The 16,220-nt window shown below is 75.7% G+C and carries 19 protein-coding genes; 5 read left to right on the plus strand and 14 right to left on the minus strand.

The window, feature by feature from the left end; all coding sequences use genetic code 11:
• The first annotated feature begins 61 nt into the window (after nucleotides 1-61).
• Nucleotides 62-955, plus strand: coding sequence for an alpha/beta fold hydrolase (locus ACFU5J_RS13815; RefSeq protein WP_430576771.1), 894 nt, complete (start codon nucleotides 62-64; stop codon nucleotides 953-955).
• 43 nt (nucleotides 956-998) lie between these two features.
• Here the strand turns inward: ACFU5J_RS13815 and ACFU5J_RS13820 are convergent, their stop codons facing one another.
• Complete coding sequence (locus ACFU5J_RS13820) at nucleotides 999-1,379, minus strand: VOC family protein (protein WP_430579084.1); 381 nt, start codon at nucleotides 1,377-1,379, stop codon at nucleotides 999-1,001.
• A gap of 77 nt (nucleotides 1,380-1,456) precedes the next feature.
• Here ACFU5J_RS13820 and ACFU5J_RS13825 point away from each other — a divergent pair, with 77 nt between their 5' ends.
• Nucleotides 1,457-1,912, plus strand: coding sequence for a MarR family winged helix-turn-helix transcriptional regulator (locus ACFU5J_RS13825; protein WP_430576773.1), 456 nt, complete (start codon nucleotides 1,457-1,459; stop codon nucleotides 1,910-1,912).
• 36 nt (nucleotides 1,913-1,948) lie between these two features.
• On the opposite strand, the gene ACFU5J_RS13830 is transcribed toward ACFU5J_RS13825, so the two are convergent.
• A complete protein-coding gene (locus ACFU5J_RS13830) occupies nucleotides 1,949-2,740 on the minus strand; it encodes a sulfite exporter TauE/SafE family protein (RefSeq protein WP_430576774.1) in 792 nt (263 codons plus the stop codon).
• A 74-nt stretch (nucleotides 2,741-2,814) separates the two neighbouring features.
• Between ACFU5J_RS13830 and ACFU5J_RS13835 the strand changes: the two genes are divergently transcribed.
• Complete coding sequence (locus ACFU5J_RS13835) at nucleotides 2,815-3,339, plus strand: SRPBCC family protein (RefSeq protein WP_430576775.1); 525 nt, start codon at nucleotides 2,815-2,817, stop codon at nucleotides 3,337-3,339.
• A gap of 10 nt (nucleotides 3,340-3,349) precedes the next feature.
• Here the strand turns inward: ACFU5J_RS13835 and ACFU5J_RS13840 are convergent, their stop codons facing one another.
• From ACFU5J_RS13840 to ACFU5J_RS13865, 6 genes are all read right to left on the minus strand, one after another.
• Nucleotides 3,350-3,919 (minus strand): DUF5063 domain-containing protein, encoded by a 570-nt coding sequence (locus ACFU5J_RS13840; protein WP_430576776.1) that lies wholly within the window; start codon nucleotides 3,917-3,919, stop codon nucleotides 3,350-3,352.
• A gap of 76 nt (nucleotides 3,920-3,995) precedes the next feature.
• Nucleotides 3,996-4,595 carry a recombination mediator RecR gene (gene recR, locus ACFU5J_RS13845; RefSeq protein WP_380324338.1) on the minus strand — a complete coding sequence of 200 codons (600 nt, stop codon included), beginning with the start codon at nucleotides 4,593-4,595 and terminating at the stop codon, nucleotides 3,996-3,998.
• A gap of 40 nt (nucleotides 4,596-4,635) precedes the next feature.
• Nucleotides 4,636-5,241 carry a response regulator gene (locus tag ACFU5J_RS13850; RefSeq protein WP_430579085.1) on the minus strand — a complete coding sequence of 202 codons (606 nt, stop codon included), beginning with the start codon at nucleotides 5,239-5,241 and terminating at the stop codon, nucleotides 4,636-4,638.
• Entirely contained in the window at nucleotides 5,238-6,533 is a 1,296-nt protein-coding gene (locus ACFU5J_RS13855; RefSeq protein WP_430579086.1) for a sensor histidine kinase, read from the minus strand. Before ACFU5J_RS13855 ends, ACFU5J_RS13850 begins: the two co-directional genes overlap by 4 nt.
• A 37-nt stretch (nucleotides 6,534-6,570) precedes the next feature.
• A complete protein-coding gene (locus ACFU5J_RS13860; RefSeq protein ID WP_430576779.1) occupies nucleotides 6,571-7,416 on the minus strand; it encodes an ABC transporter permease in 846 nt (281 codons plus the stop codon).
• Nucleotides 7,413-8,387 carry an ABC transporter ATP-binding protein gene (locus ACFU5J_RS13865; RefSeq protein ID WP_430579087.1) on the minus strand — a complete coding sequence of 325 codons (975 nt, stop codon included), beginning with the start codon at nucleotides 8,385-8,387 and terminating at the stop codon, nucleotides 7,413-7,415. The genes ACFU5J_RS13860 and ACFU5J_RS13865 overlap by 4 nt, the downstream gene beginning before the upstream one ends.
• A 122-nt stretch (nucleotides 8,388-8,509) precedes the next feature.
• Here ACFU5J_RS13865 and ACFU5J_RS13870 point away from each other — a divergent pair, with 122 nt between their 5' ends.
• On the plus strand, nucleotides 8,510-9,028 hold the full coding sequence (locus ACFU5J_RS13870; protein ID WP_430576781.1) for an NUDIX hydrolase: 519 nt from the start codon (nucleotides 8,510-8,512) through the stop codon (nucleotides 9,026-9,028).
• Between the two features lie 36 nt (nucleotides 9,029-9,064).
• Here the strand turns inward: ACFU5J_RS13870 and ACFU5J_RS13875 are convergent, their stop codons facing one another.
• The 4 genes from ACFU5J_RS13875 to ACFU5J_RS13890 are packed head-to-tail and all read right to left on the minus strand — an operon-like array spanning nucleotide 9,065 to nucleotide 13,597.
• A complete protein-coding gene (locus tag ACFU5J_RS13875) occupies nucleotides 9,065-9,490 on the minus strand; it encodes a VOC family protein (RefSeq protein WP_430576782.1) in 426 nt (141 codons plus the stop codon).
• A 10-nt stretch (nucleotides 9,491-9,500) separates the two neighbouring features.
• On the minus strand, nucleotides 9,501-9,992 hold the full coding sequence (locus ACFU5J_RS13880; RefSeq protein WP_430579088.1) for an NUDIX domain-containing protein: 492 nt from the start codon (nucleotides 9,990-9,992) through the stop codon (nucleotides 9,501-9,503).
• Nucleotide 9,993: 1 nt separating this feature from the next.
• Nucleotides 9,994-12,675, minus strand: coding sequence for a DNA polymerase III subunit gamma and tau (locus ACFU5J_RS13885; RefSeq protein WP_430579089.1), 2,682 nt, complete (start codon nucleotides 12,673-12,675; stop codon nucleotides 9,994-9,996).
• Between the two features lie 10 nt (nucleotides 12,676-12,685).
• A complete protein-coding gene (locus ACFU5J_RS13890) occupies nucleotides 12,686-13,597 on the minus strand; it encodes a LysR family transcriptional regulator (RefSeq protein ID WP_430579090.1) in 912 nt (303 codons plus the stop codon).
• A gap of 80 nt (nucleotides 13,598-13,677) precedes the next feature.
• On the opposite strand from ACFU5J_RS13890, the gene ACFU5J_RS13895 reads away from it, so the two are divergent.
• The gene (locus tag ACFU5J_RS13895) at nucleotides 13,678-14,649 is read left to right on the plus strand and encodes an EamA family transporter (protein WP_430579091.1); all 972 of its coding nucleotides are present in this window, start codon (nucleotides 13,678-13,680) and stop codon (nucleotides 14,647-14,649) included.
• Here the strand turns inward: ACFU5J_RS13895 and ACFU5J_RS13900 are convergent.
• Together ACFU5J_RS13900 and ACFU5J_RS13905 are read right to left on the minus strand one after the other, a co-directional pair.
• Nucleotides 14,588-15,250 carry a methionine ABC transporter permease gene (locus tag ACFU5J_RS13900; RefSeq protein WP_430576787.1) on the minus strand — a complete coding sequence of 221 codons (663 nt, stop codon included), beginning with the start codon at nucleotides 15,248-15,250 and terminating at the stop codon, nucleotides 14,588-14,590. The genes ACFU5J_RS13895 and ACFU5J_RS13900 overlap by 62 nt on opposite strands.
• On the minus strand, nucleotides 15,247-16,220 hold a 974-nt coding region (locus ACFU5J_RS13905), incomplete at its 5' end, for a methionine ABC transporter ATP-binding protein (protein ID WP_430579092.1). The genes ACFU5J_RS13900 and ACFU5J_RS13905, both read right to left, overlap by 4 nt.

Here is a 16,220-nt window from a genome sequence, read left to right on the forward strand (position 1 = left end):
TGCCGCCGAGGCTGAGCGTGTCGTCCCGACGACCCATCCGACCACGACCAGGAGAACACCGATGACCGACTCCCCCACCATCCCCGGCTTCCGCGACGTGCGCGTCACGGTGGACGACGGCGTCGCGCTGCACGCCGCCGTGGGCGGCAGCGGCGACCGCGCCGTGGTGCTGCTGCACGGCTTCCCCCAGACGCACCTGTGCTGGCGCCACGTCGCCCCCGCGCTCGCCGCCGACCACACCGTGATCGTGCCCGACCTGCGCGGCTACGGCGCGAGCGACAAGCCCGCCGAGACCTCGCCCGACACGTACTCCAAGCGCACCATGGCCCGCGACGTGGTGCGCCTCGCGGCGGAGCTCGGGTTCGACCGGTTCGCGCTGGCGGGCCACGACCGTGGTGCGCTGGTCGCCGTCCGGGCCGGGCTCGACCACCCCGAGGCAGTGACGCACCTCGCGTCGCTCGACGTGCTGCCCACCCTCGACATGTGGGACGTGCTGCACGGCGCGGACGCCGCCGTCGCGTTCCACCTGTACCTCATGGCCCAGCCCGCGGGGCTGCCGGAGGCCATGATCGAGGCGACCGCCGACGCGTTCTTCGGCCACTTCCTCGACGCGTGGACCCCGCCGGGTACGGCCGCCCCCTTCGACGCGGACGTGCGCGCCGAGTACCTCCGCCGGTCCCGGGAGGCCGTGCCGTCGATCGTCGCCGACTACCGCGCGTCGGCCGGCGTCGACGTCGAGCACGACCGCGCCGACCGGGACGCCGGGCGCCGGCTGGCCATGCCGGTGACGGTGGTGCAGCAGGACTGGGGCTCGATGCTCGGCTACGACGCCGCCGGCCTGTGGCGCGCGTGGGCGCCCGACCTCGACCACCGCTCCACCGCCGCCGGCCACTTCATGGCCGAGAGCGCGCCCCAGGAGGTCGTGACCGCGCTGCGCGACCTGCTGGTCCGCTGACGCCTCGTCGGCCGGGCGGGCGCGCCCGGCCCGGCCGACGCCCTCACGCCCCGTGGACGGTGAGGACGTAGCCCTCCGGCCCGACGAAGGAGAACGTGGGGCCGAAGGGCGAGCCGACGACCGGGCCGAGCACCTCGACGCCCACGGCACCGAGGCTGTCGTGCAGCGCGACGGCGTCGGTGGTGGCGAACCAGAGCGCGACGCCGAGGCCGGGGCGGCCGGCGTCGAGGTCGGTGCCGGGCAGCGGGCCGCGGACGGCGAAGGGGACGGGCTCGGTCGCGAAGACGACGGCGCCGGGCGGGGACGCGGGGCTGCGGCGCAGGCCGAGGCGCTCCTCGAAGAACGCGGCGGCCGCGGCGCCGTCGCGGACCTGCAGGGCCAGGAAGTCGGGGCCGGTCACGGTGGCGGGCTCGGTGGCGGACATGGTGCTCCTCGTTTGATGTCAGGACATTGACATCTTCGAGGCTAGGCTCGCGGGCGACGATGTGTCAACATGTTGACATGACCACGCCGCCGGTCCCGCCGCACCCCGCCGCCGACGTCACCGAGCACGTCGGCTACCGCCTGAAGCGCGCGCACTCCGCCCTGCGGGGCGCCCTCGACGCCGCGCTGCGCGAGCACGACCTGACCGTGCCCCAGTACTCGTGCCTCGAGGTCCTCGCGCTGCACCCGGGGCAGTCGAACGCCGAGCTCGCCCGCGCCACCTTCGTCACCCGGCAGTCGATGAACCTCGTGCTCCGGGGGCTCCAGGAGGCGGGCCTGACGACGCGCCCCGACGTGGTCGACCACGGCCGGGCCCGCCCGGTGCGCCTCACCGCCGCCGGCGAGCGCCGCCTGAGGTCCGCCCAGGACGCCGTGTACGCCGTCGAGGCCCGCATGGTGGCCGGCATCCCCGGGACGCGCCTGGCCGCGCTGCTGGACGACCTCGACCGGATCGTCCGCGCCCTCGACGCGTGACGCCGATCGGGCGCCCGCGTGCCGCGGCGCGGGGCCTCAGGACCGCCAGTCCTGCCAGACGTCGTAGCCGAGCTTGAGGATGAGGGCGCCCACGACCACGACGAAGATGACGCGCACGAACGCGCTGCCCTTCGCCACCGCCATCCGCGCCCCGATGTAGGCGCCCACGAGGTTGGCGGCGCCGATCATCAGGCCCAGGCCCCACAGCACCGCGCCGTGCGGCACGAAGAACAGCAGCGCACCCAGGTTGGTGGCGAAGTTGGTGATCTTCGCCAGCGCCGACGCGGGCAGGAACGCGTAGCCCAGCACGCTCACCAGCGCGATGACGAGGAACGTGCCCGTGCCCGGGCCGAGCAGCCCGTCGTACGCGCCGATGACGAGCCCGATGCCGGCCGCCGTCCAGCGGTGCCGGTTGCCCTCCCAGCGCAGGTTGTCGTGCGCGCCGAGCTTCGGCTTCAGCACCGTGTAGGTGGCGACGCCGATCAGCACGACGAGGATGATCGGCTTGAACAGCTCGGCCGGGATGCGGCTCGCCAGCGCGGCGCCGCCGAACGCCCCGACCAGCGCGGCGACCGCCATCGGACCCGCCGTCGTGAGGTCCGGGCCCACCCGGCGGTAGTACGTGATCGCGCTGGTGGACGTGCCCATGATCGAGCCGAGCTTGTTGGTGGCCAGCGCCTGCACCGGCGAGATGCCCGGCACCAGCAGCAGCGCGGGGAGCTGGATCAGCCCGCCGCCGCCCACGACGGCGTCGACCCAGCCGGCGGTGAGCCCGGCGAGGACGAGCAGGACGATCGTGAGGACATCGAGGTCGGGCACCCGCCGCATGATGTCACGTGGCCGGGCGCCGTCACGGACCGTCCCGCCTCCCGCCGCCGGCGGCGCCGTGCCACCCTGGGAGCATGACCGACGGAGACCGCCCCACCGTCGCGGCGACCGGCACCGTCGAGCACGGGGCCGCCGGGCCGGAGCTCGTCCTCACCCGGAGCTTCGACGCCACCGCGCCCGACGTCTGGGCGAGCGTGACCGAGCCGCACCTGCTCGACCGGTGGGTCGGCCGCTGGGAGGGCGACCCGACGAGCGGCCGGGTCCGGTTCTTCATGACCTCCGAGAGCCCGGACGCCGAGGCCGCGGAGTGCGTCATCACCCGGTGCGAGCCGCCGCACCGGTACGCCGTCGACACGGCGGCGCCGGGCGGGGTCTGGCACCTGGCGCTCGAGCTCGCGGAGTCCGGCGGGGTGACGACGCTGACGTTCCGCCAGCGCCTCGGTGCGGACGACGACGCCGCGTCGATCGGCCCCGGGTGGGAGTACTACCTCGACCGGCTCGTCGCGGTGCGGTCAGGACGCCCCGCGGGCGACGTGGCCTGGGAGTCGTACTACCCCGCCCAGCGCGAGCACTACGCGCGGGCGGCGGAGAGGGCCTGACGCCGCACGCTCAGGAGTGCAGGGCGTCGTACTCCGCCTCGGCGGCGACGTCGTCCGCGACGTCCAGCCGCAGGTGCGCGAGCACCCCCTGGAGGACGCGCAGCGCCGACGACGCCCGCTCCCCCCACGACGACAGGTAGCTGAACTGCCACCACCACAGGCCCTCGAGCTCGTGCCCGTCGTCGAAGTGCTGCAGCCCCTTGGCGATCTCCTCGGCGACGCACGCCAGGTCGCCGGACAGCGTGGCCGGGCTGACGTCCGCGCTCAGCGCCGGGTCCGCCACCTCGACGTAGTCGTCGAAGCCGTCGAACATCTGCGCGAGCGCGTCGCGCAGCGGGTCGACGTCGGTCTCCGGGCCCGCGTCGGGCTCCCACCGCTCGGCGGGGACGACGTCGACGATCGCGGCCAGCCGCGCGCCGGCGGCGAGCAGGTCGGACGTCGCGAGGATCAGCAGGGACAGCTCGGCCCCCGGCGCCGCCCCGGACGCGACCTGCGTCGTGGTGGACAGGAACACGCGCGCCTGCGCGGACATCTGCTCGGCGACGTCCCGGAACTCCGAGCCCGGCTCGATCTCCCCCACGGTCCTGCCCCCTCTCCGCCGCGGTCGACGGCGTCGGTCGTGCCGGTCGGTGCCCGCTGCGGGGCGTCGCGGCTGGTCAGCCGCCGACGACCCGCCGGCCCTCGAAAGCGCGCCCGAGGGTCACCTCGTCCGCGTACTCCAAGTCTCCCCCGACGGGCAGCCCGCTGGCCAGACGAGAGACGGTGACGCCCATCGGGGCGATGAGCCGCGAGAGGTACGTAGCCGTCGCCTCGCCCTCGATGTTCGGGTCGGTGGCAAGGATGACCTCGGTGACCGTGCCGTCGGCCAGGCGCGTCATGAGCTGGCTGATCCGCAGGTCGTCGGGGCCGACGTTCTCGATGGGGTTGATGGCGCCGCCGAGCACGTGGTACCGCCCACGGAACTCGCGGGTGCGCTCGATGGCGACCACGTCCTTGGGCTCCTCGACCACGCAGATCACGTCGTCGCTGCGGCGCGGGTCGGCGCAGATGCGGCACCTCTCCGACTCCGCGACGTTGCCGCACGTCTCGCAGAACTGCACGCGCGCCTTCACCTCGATGAGCGCGTCCGCGAGGCGGCGCACGTCGGCGGTGTCCGCCGCGAGCAGGTGGAACGCGATCCGCTGCGCGCTCTTGGGCCCGACGCCGGGAAGGCGGCCGAGCTCGTCGATCAGGTCCTGGACTGCGCCCTCGTACACGAGAGTCCAGCCTACGGGCTGCCGGGGACAGCGCGGCCGCTCACAGCCAGCCCTGCGCCCGCGCGAGGCGGACCGCCTCGTGCCGGTTCGTCACCCCGAGCTTCGCCACCGCGGACGACAGGTAGTTGCGCACCGTCCCGGGCGCGAGCGCGGCCCGCTCGGCGATCTCCTCGACGGGGGCGCCGTCGGCCGCCAGCTCGAGCACGTCGGCCTCGCGTGCCGTGAGCGGGGAGTCGCCGGCGGCGATCGCGTCGGCCGCGAGCTCCGGGTCCACGTACCGGCCGCCGCCGGCCACCTGCCGCACGGCGGCGGCCAGCACCGCGGCCGACGCCGACTTCGGCAGGAAGGCCCGCACGCCCGCCGCGAGCGCCTTCTTCAGGTACCCCGGCCGGCCGTGGCTGGTGACGATCACGACGGCGCAGCCCGGCACGGCGGGCAGGACCCGCTCGGCGACCTCGATCCCGTCCGCGCCGGGCATCTGCAGGTCGAGCACGGCGACGTCGGGCCGGTGCCGCTCGATCGCGGCGACCGCCTCGGGGCCCGTCCCCGCGACGGCGACCACCTCCAGGTCGTCCTCCAGGTCGAGGAGCTGGGCGACGGCGTCGCGGATGAGGGTCTCGTCGTCGGCGAGCACCAGGCGGATCACGCGGCCGCCTCCCTCGCCGGGGCGGGGACCCGGGCGGTGAGCACGAACCGGTCGCCGACCGCCTCCGCCTCCAGCGCGCCGCCCACCGCCGCGAGCCGCTCGCGGAGCCCGACCAGCCCGGCGCCGGACGTCGTGCCCGCCGTCGAGCCCGCCGCGACGTCGGGCACGGCGCCCGCGCGCACGCCGTCGTTGCTCACCGTGAGCGCCAGCTCCCGGCCCCGGCCGGCGCCGCCCGCGCCGTCGACAGGCTCGTCGGCCAGGACGATGCGGCACTCGCGGGCGTCGGAGTGCCGCACGATGTTGGTCACGCCCTCGCGCACCACCCAGGCCAGCGCCTCGACCTGCGGCGCCGCGAGGTCGGGGACCTCGCCCACGACCCGCACCGCCACGCCGGCCGCGCGCAGCACCGACCGGGCGCCGTCGAGCTCGGTCGCCAGGTCCGCGCCGCGGTACCCCGCGACCACGCCCCGCACCTCGCGCAGGGAGTCCTGCGCGAGGGTGCGCACCTCGTCCATCTGGTCCGCCCCCCGGGGGTCGCCGCGCCGCGCCAGGGCGGCGGCGAGCTCCGACTTCACGGCCACGGCCGACAGGGCCCGCCCGACGACGTCGTGCATGTCGCGGGCGATGCGCAGCCGCTCCTCCGCGACCGCGAGCCGGGCGGCGACCTCGCGGGCGTCGTCGAGCCGGCGTACCACCTCGACGATCCACATCGACATCCGCGCCGTGCTCGACCAGAAGAGCACGAAGACCGCCGTCAGCGCCCCGGCGAGCACCGCAGCGGCGACCGGCTCCGCGCCGGACAGCACCCGCAGCGCGACGACGACGAGCACGACCGCGCCCCCGACGACGGCCACCCGGCGCAGCGGCTCGGCGACCGCGAGCGCCCCGCACGTCGCGGCCCCGCACACGGCGATCATCGCGGAGCGCGGGTCGTGCAGCAGGCCACCGCCCGGGTACGGCGGCAGCAGCGCCACCGCCGCCGCCAGCACCGCGACGGTCAGCGCGAGCAGCACCACGACCACCGGTCGCGGGCGCCGGCCGACGGTCAGCGGGCCGTCGAACCCGGCGTGCACGGTGGCCAGGCACAGGGCGGTGTGCGCGATGCCGAGCGTGACCAGCACGACCCCCGCGAGGACGGAGAGCTCGGCCTCCAGGTTCGACACCGCCGTCACGGCGTAGAGGTAGAAGAACGGCTCGAGGAAGACGAAGAGGTACAGGCTCACGCGGGTGTACAGCTCGACCCCGCGCACGCCGCCGGTGCGCGTCGTGGCAGGCGGGCGGGCGGTCGTCACGGTGCCAGCCTGCCACGCCACCGGCGGCGCGGTCCGGTCACCGGCGCGGCTCCCACCGCATCCAGCGGCGGGCGGCGAGGAGGCCCAGCGCGGTCCACACCACGAGCACCACCACGGACCCCCGCCCGGCGGCGACGGTCTCGCCGAACGTGGTCAGCACCTGGCCGTCGGCGTCGACGCCGGCCAGGCCGAGGGACATGAGGTCGGTGATGGGGCGCAGCGGCGTGTAGGCGCCGACCGTGTCGATCACGCCCGCGACGCCGTCCGACGCGCCCCGGCCGAACAGGCCGGCGAACGGGAGCGCGACGATCAGGAGCGGCAGGGTCGTGAGCTGCGCGGACTCGACGGTCCGGGACAGGCCGGAGGTCGCGGCCGCGAGCGCCGTCAGCATCAGGGCGCCGCCGACCACCGCGATCACCGCGAGCAGCGGGTTGACGAAGGAGGGCGGGTCGAGGAGCACGGACACCGCCACGACGCCGAGGACCACCTGCGCCAGGGCCACGACGACCGCCGGCGTGGCGGCGCCCGCGAGGATCTCCACCCGCGAGGATTCCCCCACGAGGTAGCGCTTGAGCACCAGCTCCTCGCGCCGTGCCACGTACGCGACCGTGAGGTTGTAGTAGACGACGAACGTGAGCGCCATGAGCGTCAGGACGTTCAGCAGCATCGTGCCGGCGACGTCGCCCGCGCCGTCGCCGACGCCGCTCATCGCCGTGACCAGCCCCACCGTCAGGAGCGGCAGCGCCAGGGCGTTGAACAGGGCGGTGCGGTTGCGGACGAGCAGCCGGAGCTCGGCGCGGGCGAGCGCCCCGACGCGCCGCAGGTTGATCCGGGGCTCCGCCTTCCTCGCGGCGGGACGGGTCGTCGTGGTCGTGGTGGTCATGCCGCCACCTCCCGGTCGGTGCTGTCGGTGCTGTCGGTGCTGGTGCGGTCGTCCATGGCGAGGAACGCCTGCTCGAGCGAGGCGGACCGGGCGTCGAGGTCGTCGAGGCGCAGCTGCCGGGCGTCGGCCCACTGCAGCAGCGTGAACAGGTCGTCCTGCAGGGCGGTGGTGCGCAGGCGCACGCGGCCGTTGCGGTCGATCTCGGGGACGTCCACGACGCCCTCGAGCGACGGCAGGTCGGCCACCGTCGGCACCGCGGCGCGGCCTGCCTGGTCGCGCACCACCAGCTCGACGCGGGCAGGCTCGGACGCGACGATGTCGGCCACCGACCCGGTCCGGACCACGCGGCCGGCCTGGAGGATCGCGATGCGGTCCGCGAGCTCCTCGGCCTCCTCGAGGTAGTGGGTGGTGAGCAGCACGGTGGTGCCGGCGTCGAGCAGGCCCTGGACCAGGCGCCAGGTGGCGCGCCGGCTCTCCGGGTCCAGCCCCGTGGTGGGCTCGTCGAGGAACAGCACCTCGGGGTCGCCCATGGTGGCGAGCGCGAGGTCGAGGCGGCGCTTCTCGCCGCCCGACAGGCTCGCGACGCGGACGTCGGCCCGGTGCGTGAGGTCGACGGTGGCCAGGACCTCGTCGACCGGGCGCGGGCGGGACAGCGTGCCGGCCCAGGTGCGCGCGGTCTCCGCCACCGTGAGGTCGCCGGAGAACCCGGCGCTCTGCAGCATGATCCCGAGCGACCCGACGATCTGCCGCCGGTCGCGGTACGGGTCGCGGCCGAGCACGCGGACGGTGCCGCCGTCGGCCGGGGCGAGCCCCTCGACGAGCTCGACGAACGACGTCTTGCCCGCCCCGTTGGTGCCGAGCAGGGCGACGAGCTCACCGCGATGGACGTCGAGGTCGACCCCGCGGACGGCCTCGAAGGTGCCGTACCGGCGGCGTGCCCCGCGGACGTGGACGATGGGTTCCGTGGTCATGGCTCCACCCTCGCGGCGCGGCGTCGTCGCAGGTAGTGCGCGCTGTCACCGGCTTCCGTGACGGGTGCACGGGCGGGGCGTGACATCCGTCATGCCGGCCGCCGCTGCGGCAGGATGCACGCATGGACGAGTCCGCTCCGGAGGTCGTGGCCCTGTACGACGACGAGGGCCGGCCCTGCGGCTCCGCGCCCCGGGACCGGGTGCGCGCGGAGAACCTGCGGCACGCCGCCACGGCGGTCGTGGTGCGCAACGGGGCCGGCGACGTCTACGTGCACCGCCGCACCGACACCAAGGACCTCTACCCGGGCCGGTACGACTTCTGCGCGGGCGGCGTGCTGCGCGCCGGGGAGGACCCGGCGTCCTCGGCACGGCGGGAGCTGGCCGAGGAGCTGGGCGTCACCGGCGTCGAGCTGCGGCCCCTCGGGGCGGCGGACTACGCCGACGAGCGCACGCGGATGCGCGAGTTCCTCTACGAGTGCACCTACGACGGCCCCGTGACCTGGCAGCCCGAGGAGGTCGCGTGGGGCGCGTGGGTCACGCCCGCCCGGCTGCTCCGGATGCTCGACGAGGTGCCGTTCATGCCCGACTCCGTCGCGAACCTGGCGGGCTGGTTGGACGGTCTGCGCACCTCGTCGAGGTAGTGCGGGACCCGCGGGGGCGGCGGCCCGTGCGGCGGGTCAGCCGGCGACGAGCTCGACCTCGTAGCCGTCCACGTCCTCGAGGTACGCGGCGCGGTGGTCGGGCCCGCCGGCGAACGGGTGGCGGTCGGGGAAGAGCAGCGCCCAGCCGTGCGCGGGCGCGGCGGCGACGAGGGCGTCGAGCTGCGTCGCGGTGCCGGCGTGGAACGCCAGGTGGTTGAGGCCCGGGCGGAGGCGGTCGTGGTCGGCCGCGGCGAGGGCCGGGCTCTGCTCGACCACCACGTACGCGTCGCCCAGCAGCCACGACCGGCCGTGCTCCCACGACTGGTGGGGGCGGTAGCCGAGCTCGCCGAGCAGCCAGCCCCACGAGCGCTCGGCACGGGCGAGGTCGGGCACCCACAGCTCGACGTGGTGGATCGCGCCGCGGCGCGGGGACGGTGCCTGGCCGTCGGGGTCGCCGGTCATCGTCTCCCCGTCAGCGCCCGGCGGCGACGTCGGCCATGAGGTCGGCCGACAGCGGCGCCAGCGGGTGCCCGGCGACGGGCGCGGCCGGGTCGACCCAGGCGTGCTCCTCGAGCTCCGCACGCGTCTCGACCACGAAACCCGCGGGGAGCGCGACCTCGAAGACGTGCGCGTCCACCACGTGGTCGGGCTCGTTGGCCGCGACGGCGGCGCGCCGCCCCAGCGGGCGGACGGCGGCGGGGTCGACGACGAGGCCGATCTCCTCCGCGCACTCCCGCACGAGAGCCGCGACCGGGTCCTCGCCGGGCTCGATCTTGCCTCCCACCTGCATGAACGCCGTGGTGCCGCGCTTGCGCACCAGCAGCGCACGGCCGTCGTCGCGCACGATGACGGCCGCGACGATGTGCAGGGTGGTGGTGCGGGTCTCGGTCGTCCTGGTCGTCCTGGTCGTCCTGGTCGTCCTGGTCGTGCCGAGGGACGCCGCGGTGCTCGGTTCGCCGGTCATGTCAGGGCTGCTCCGCGATCTCTTCGATGACCTTGCCGTCGAGCATCTTGACCACCAGCTGCACGCCGACCACGCCGGTGGACGTGATGTCGGGGTCGTCGGCGGACGGCTCGTCGTCGGCGAGGCTCGCGCCGGGGGACGGCGTCCACGACGACCGCCCCTCGGCCTGCTGCGCCTCGCGGACGCGACGCTCGGCGGCCTGCCGCGGCGTCTCGCGGGCCGGGGGCGCCGCGGGCGGGGCGGCGACCGGCGGCGCGGTGGGAGCCGGGGCAGGCGGCGTCGGCGCGGGAGGTGCCGTCACCGTCGCGACCGGCCGGCCGGCCGGAGCCTCGACCGGCTCGTCGAGCGGCGGCTCGGGGTCGCCGTCGGGCGGGGGCTCGTGCAGCGAGACGCCGGCGAGCCAGGCGGCGTCGGCGTCGTCGACGGACGCGACCCGACCTGCCGGCGGCTGCGGCTGCCGGGTCCGCTGCGGGGCGTCCTGCGGCGCACGACGAGCGGGTGGCTCGAGGACCGCGACGGCGGCCTCCGGGCGCGACTCGCTCGCGGCGACCGTGGCGGCGGGGTATCCGGTGCCGGCTGCCGTGCCGCCGGCGGCTGCACCGCCGCCTCCGCCGCGTCCTCCCTCGTCGGGCGCGTCGATGTCGGGCTCGGCGACGTCGGGTTCGGCGGCGACGGGCTCGGCGACGTCAGGCTCGGCGACGTCAGGCTCGGCGACGTCAGGCTCCTCGGGGGCATCGCCGCCCGGGTCGGACGAGGCGGGAGAGCTCCCGGCCTCCCGAGGACGCCGGCCGGCCTCCTTCTCGACGATCTCGACCCGCACCGCGACACCGAGCGCCTGGTAGACGGCGTCCGAGATGGTCTCCGGTCGTCCGCGGCGGGCCAGCCCGACGACGGCCGACGCGAACCCGAGGCGCAACACGTCGCCCTCGAGGGTCATCACCTCGGCGTTCTCGCCGAGGAACGCGGCGGCCTGCGGGCTCTGGATGGCGCCCAGGACCTCGCGCCAGCGCCGCCGGACCACCTCGGACGTGACGTCGCCCGCGGGAGCGGACGGCGCGGACTCCGGCCCGGTGGGCCGGACGTCCTCGACAGGCTCGACCAGCTCGGGCTCGACCGGCTCGGGCTCTGCCGCGCGCTCGGGCTCAGGCTCTGCCGCACGCTCAGGCTCAGGCTCAGGCTCGGGCTCTGCCGCACGCTCGGGCTCGGGCTCGACCGGCTCGGGCTCTGCCACACGCTCAGGCTCAGGCTCTGCCGCGGGCTCGGGCTCGGCGACACGCTCGGGCTCGGGCGCTGCTGCAGGCTCTGCTGCGTGCTCGGCCTCCGGCTCGGCGACCGGACGGCGGCTCGCCTGCAGGGCGGCCCGTGCGGCAGCGGCGCCGCTCAGCCCTCCTCCGCCGCCCCCGGACGCCGACGGTGCGGGCGTCGACAGCGGTGCGGGCGACGAGGGCGGTGCGGGCGTCGACGGGGCGTCGGACTCAGCGGGCGGACCGGCCGGCGCAGCCGTGCCGGCCGCGATCCTGCCGCGCTCGAGGCGGTCGATGCGGGCCGCGAGGCCCTCCGCACCGTCGTCGGCACCCGGCAGCAGCAGGCGCGCGCACAGCAGCTCCAGGTGCAGCCGCGGCGAGGTGGCGCCGGTCATCTCGGTGAGCGCGGCGTTGACGAGGTCGGCCGCACGCGACAGCTCGGACACGCCGAGGCGGCCCGCCTGGGTCCGCATGCGCTCGAGCTGGTCGGCCGGCAGGCCGCGCAGCACGGCCTCGGCGGCGTCGCCGGAGACCGCGATGACGATGAGGTCGCGCAGCCGCTCCAGCACGTCCTCCACGAAGCGCCGGGGCTCGTGCCCGGTGGCGATCACCTGGTCGACGACGCGGAAGATCGACGCGCCGTCGCCCGCCGCGAGGGCGTCGACGACGTCGTCGAGCAGCGTGGCGTGCGTGAAGCCGAGCAGGCCGACCGCGGTGTCGTACTCGACGACGCCGCCGGTGGCGCCCGCGATGAGCTGGTCGAGCACGGACAGGCTGTCGCGCACGGACCCGCCGCCCGCGCGGGTGACCAGCGGCACGACGCCGCCGCCGAGCTCGATCCCCTCGGCGGCGGTCAGCTGCTCGAGGTACGGGCCGAGCACGTCCGGCGGCACCAGCCGGAACGGGTAGTGGTGCGTGCGCGAGCGGATGGTGCCGATCACCTTGTCCGGCTCCGTCGTCGCGAACACGAACTTCACGTGGGGCGGCGGCTCCTCGACGATCTTGAGCAGGGCGTTGAAGCCCTGCGGCGTCACCATGTGCGCCTCGTCGAGGATGAAGATCTTGTACCGGTCGCGGGCGGGCGCGAACGTGGCGCGCTCGCGCAGGTCGCGGGCGTCGTCGACGCCGTTGTGGCTGGCCGCGTCGATCTCGACGACGTCGAGCGAGCCGGGGCCGCCGCGCGCCAGCTCCACGCACGACGGGCACTCGCCGCACGGGGTGTCGATCGGGGTGTCCGGGGTGTTGCGCGCGCAGTTCAGCGTGCGCGCCAGGATGCGCGCCGACGTCGTCTTACCGCAGCCGCGCGGCCCGGAGAAGAGGTAGGCGTGGTTGACGCGCCCGCTGCGCAGCGCCTGCATGAGCGGTGCGGTGACGTGCTCCTGGCCGATCACCTCGGCGAACGTCTCGGGCCGGTAGCGGCGGTACAGGGCGGTGGTCACCCCGCCAACCCTAGACGCCCCGACCGACACCGACGAGGCCGTCCGGGGTGGCGTCGGACTCGTCCACCAGCCGGACGAACGCCTCCGCCGCCGGGCTCGGGTTGAGGCTGCTCCAGGCGAGGTGCTGCACCCGCGACGGCCCCCGCGTCACCCGCAGCACCACGACGTCCTCCCGGCCCGCGACCAGCGCCTCGGGCAGCAGGGCGACCGCCAGGCCCTCCCGCACGAGGCCGAGGAGCAGGTCGGTCACCATCCCCTCGTACGCGACCTCGCGCCGCAGGCCCGCGGCCGCGAAGGCCCGGTCGCTCTGCGCGCGCCCGGGCGTGCCCGTGGGGAAGTCCGCGAACACCTCGTCGGCCAGCCGGGCGAGGTCGACGCGGGAGCGGCCGTGCAGCGGGTGGTCACGGCCGACGACGGCGACGTGCCGCTCGCGCGCCAGCTCGCGGTGCCTCACCCCGGCCGGGACGCCGTCGTCGGGCAGCCCGAGGACGGCCACGTCGAGCTCCCCCGCGCGCAGGGCGGCGACGAGCTCGTCGCTGCCCGCCATCCGCAGCGACGCGCCCACCCGCGGGTGGGCGGCGCGCAGGCGGCGGAGCACAGCCGGCACGTCGAGGGCGGTCACCGTCGGGATGACGCCGAGCCGCAGCGTGCCGCGCACCTCGCCGGCGGCGGCCGCGGCGTCGGCGGCCGCCCGTTCGGCGGACTCCAGCGCGGCCCGGGCGGCCGGGAGGAAGGCCTCCCCCGCCGCGGTGATCTCGACCCGCCGGCTCGTCCGCGCGAACAGCCGGACGCCGAGCTCCCGCTCGAGCGCCGCGACCTGGTGGCTCAGCGCGGACTGCACGACGAAGCACCGTCCCGCCGCCCGGGTGAAGCTCCCGGTCTCCGCGACCGCCACGACGTACCGCATCTGCTGCAGCTCCATCGATCTATCGTGAATCACGATCGATGCGGTGACAAGCATGTGTTGGACTCATCGACACTGACGGCCGGACAGTGGTGCCCATGACCACGACCACCCGCCCGCCCGCCGCCGTCGGGGCCCCTGCCCCGGAACGCGGCGGCACCGCCGCCCGCACGCTGCGCACGGCGCTCGCCCCCGTCGTCTGGGGCACCACGTACCTGGTGACCACCGAGCTGCTGCCGCCGGACCACCCCCTGTTCGCCGCGGCCGCGCGCGCCCTGCCCGCCGGGCTGCTCGCGCTCGCGCTGAGCCGCACCCTGCCGCGGGGCTCGTGGTGGTGGCGCGCCGCCGTCCTCGGCGTCCTCAACATCGGCGCCTTCTTCCCCCTGCTGTTCGTGGCGGCGGAGAGGCTCCCGGGCGGCGTCGCCGCCACCCTCGGCGCGACGCAGCCGATCCTCGTCGCCGTGCTCGCCGTCGCCGTGCTCGGCGAGCGCTGGTCACGGTGGCGCCTGGCCTGGGGCGGCGTCGGGGTGCTCGGCGTCGGGCTGGTGGTGCTCGGGCCGGACGCCGTGCTCGACCCCGTGGGCCTCGCGGCCGGGCTGGCCGGCGCCGCGGTCATGGCGTTCGGCGTCACCCTGACGAAGCGGTGGGGACGACCGGAGGGCGTGGGGCCCATGGCCTTCGCGGGCTGGCAGCTCACCGCGGGCGGCCTCGCGCTGGCCCCGCTGGCGCTCCTCGAGGGCGTCCCCGCGCAGGTCGACGCGGGCGCGCTGGCCGGCTACCTCTGGCTCGGGCTCGCGGGCGGGCTGGTCGGGTACACGCTCTGGTTCGCGGGCATCCGCGCCCTGCCCGTCACGGCGACGGCGCTGCTGGGGCTGCTGTCGCCGCTGACCGCGGCGGCGCTCGGCGCCCTCGTGCTCGGCGAGACGCTGCGCCCGCTGCAGCTCGCCGGGTTCGCGCTGGCGCTCCTGGCGCTCGTCGCGGGACAGCTCGCGCCCCGCCGCGCCGCGATCAGCGGTGCAGCACCCTCCGCGCCAGCAGGTTCCCCAGCCACTGCACCACCTGCACGATGACGATGATCACGGCGACGGTGACCACCACGACCGCCCAGTTGTAGCGCTGGTAGCCGTACCGCAGCGCGAAGTCACCCAGACCGCCGCCGCCGATGAGCCCGGCGATGGCGGACATGTCGAGCACCGCGATGAACAGGAACGTGTAGCCCAGGATCAGCGGCGCGAGGGCCTCGGGGACCAGCACCGTGGTGATGATCCGCCACGACGACGCCCCCATCGCCCGCGCGGCCTCCACGACGCCCGGGTCGATGCCCACCAGGTTCTGCTCGACGATGCGCGACGTGCCGAACGCCGTCATCACCGACAGCGGGAAGATGAACGCCTCCGTGCCCAGCGTCGTGCCCACGACCTGCAACGTCACCGGCCCGAGCAGGGTCACGAAGATGATGAACGGGATGGGCCGCACGATGTTGACGAGCACGTTGAGGACGCCGAACACCGCCTTGTTCGCCATGAGGTTGCCCGGCCGGGTCACGTAGAGCGCGAGCCCCAGCGCCAGGCCGGCGAGGCCGCCGGTGAGCAGCGCGATGCTGACCATCTGCAGCGTCTGGCCGAACGCCTCCCACAGGAGGGGCCACAGGGTGGACCAGTCCTTGTTCATGAGCGTCCTCCCAGGTTGCCGAAGAAGCCGTGGCGGGTGACGGCGTCACGAGCCTCGCGATACGGGTCGCCGAGCTCGTCACCCTCGTCGGGCGCAGGGGTGTCGGCCTGCGGGCCGCGGTCGGCGCGGATCGCGCGCGGGTCGTCGACGGGGTTCGCGGCGGTGCCGAGGTCGACGACGTCGGCCTGCGCGCGCAGCGCGGCGAGGAAGGCGGCGAGGCGGTCGGCGGGGGCGACGAGCTCGACGGTGAGCGACCCGAAGGGCCGCTCCCCCACCTCGCTGATGCCGCCGAAGACGACGGCGCCGTCCACCTCGTGCTCGCGCAGCAGGCGGAACAGCTCGGTGCCGGTGCTCGCACCCTCGCGGACGCCGACGGTGACGAGGCGGCCGGGGTGGCGCTCGCGCAGCCGGGCGAGCGCGTCGGGCGACGGGCGGTCGTGCATGGCGGTGCCGACGAACCGCTGGGCGGCGTCGGCGCGCGGGGCGGAGAAGACGTCGTAGACGTCGCCCACCTCCACGACCCTGCCGCGCTCCATGACGGCCACGCGGTCGCAGATGGAGCGCACCACCTCCATCTCGTGCGTGATGACGACGATGGTGATGCCGAGCTCGGCGTTGACGCGGCGCAGCAGCGACAGGACGTCGCGGGTGGTCTCGGGGTCGAGGGCCGACGTCGACTCGTCGGCGAGGAGGATGGTCGGGGACGTCGCGAGGGCGCGGGCGATGCCGACGCGCTGCTTCTGCCCGCCGGAGAGCTGGCGCGGGTACGCCCTGGCCTTGTCGGCCAGCCCGACGAACTCGAGCAGCTCGGCGACGCGCGCCGCCCGCTCCTCCTTGGGCCAGCGCGCCACCTTGAGCGGGTAGGCCACGTTGCCCGCGACGGTGCGCGAGGTCAGCAGGTTGAACTGCTGGAAGATCATCCCGATGCGGGCGCGGACGCCCCGCAGCTTCCGCTCGGGGAGCGCGGTGA

Origin of the sequence: Isoptericola sp. NPDC057559, assembly GCF_042801555.1 — a bacterium.
Lineage (GTDB): Bacteria > Actinomycetota > Actinomycetes > Actinomycetales > Cellulomonadaceae > Isoptericola.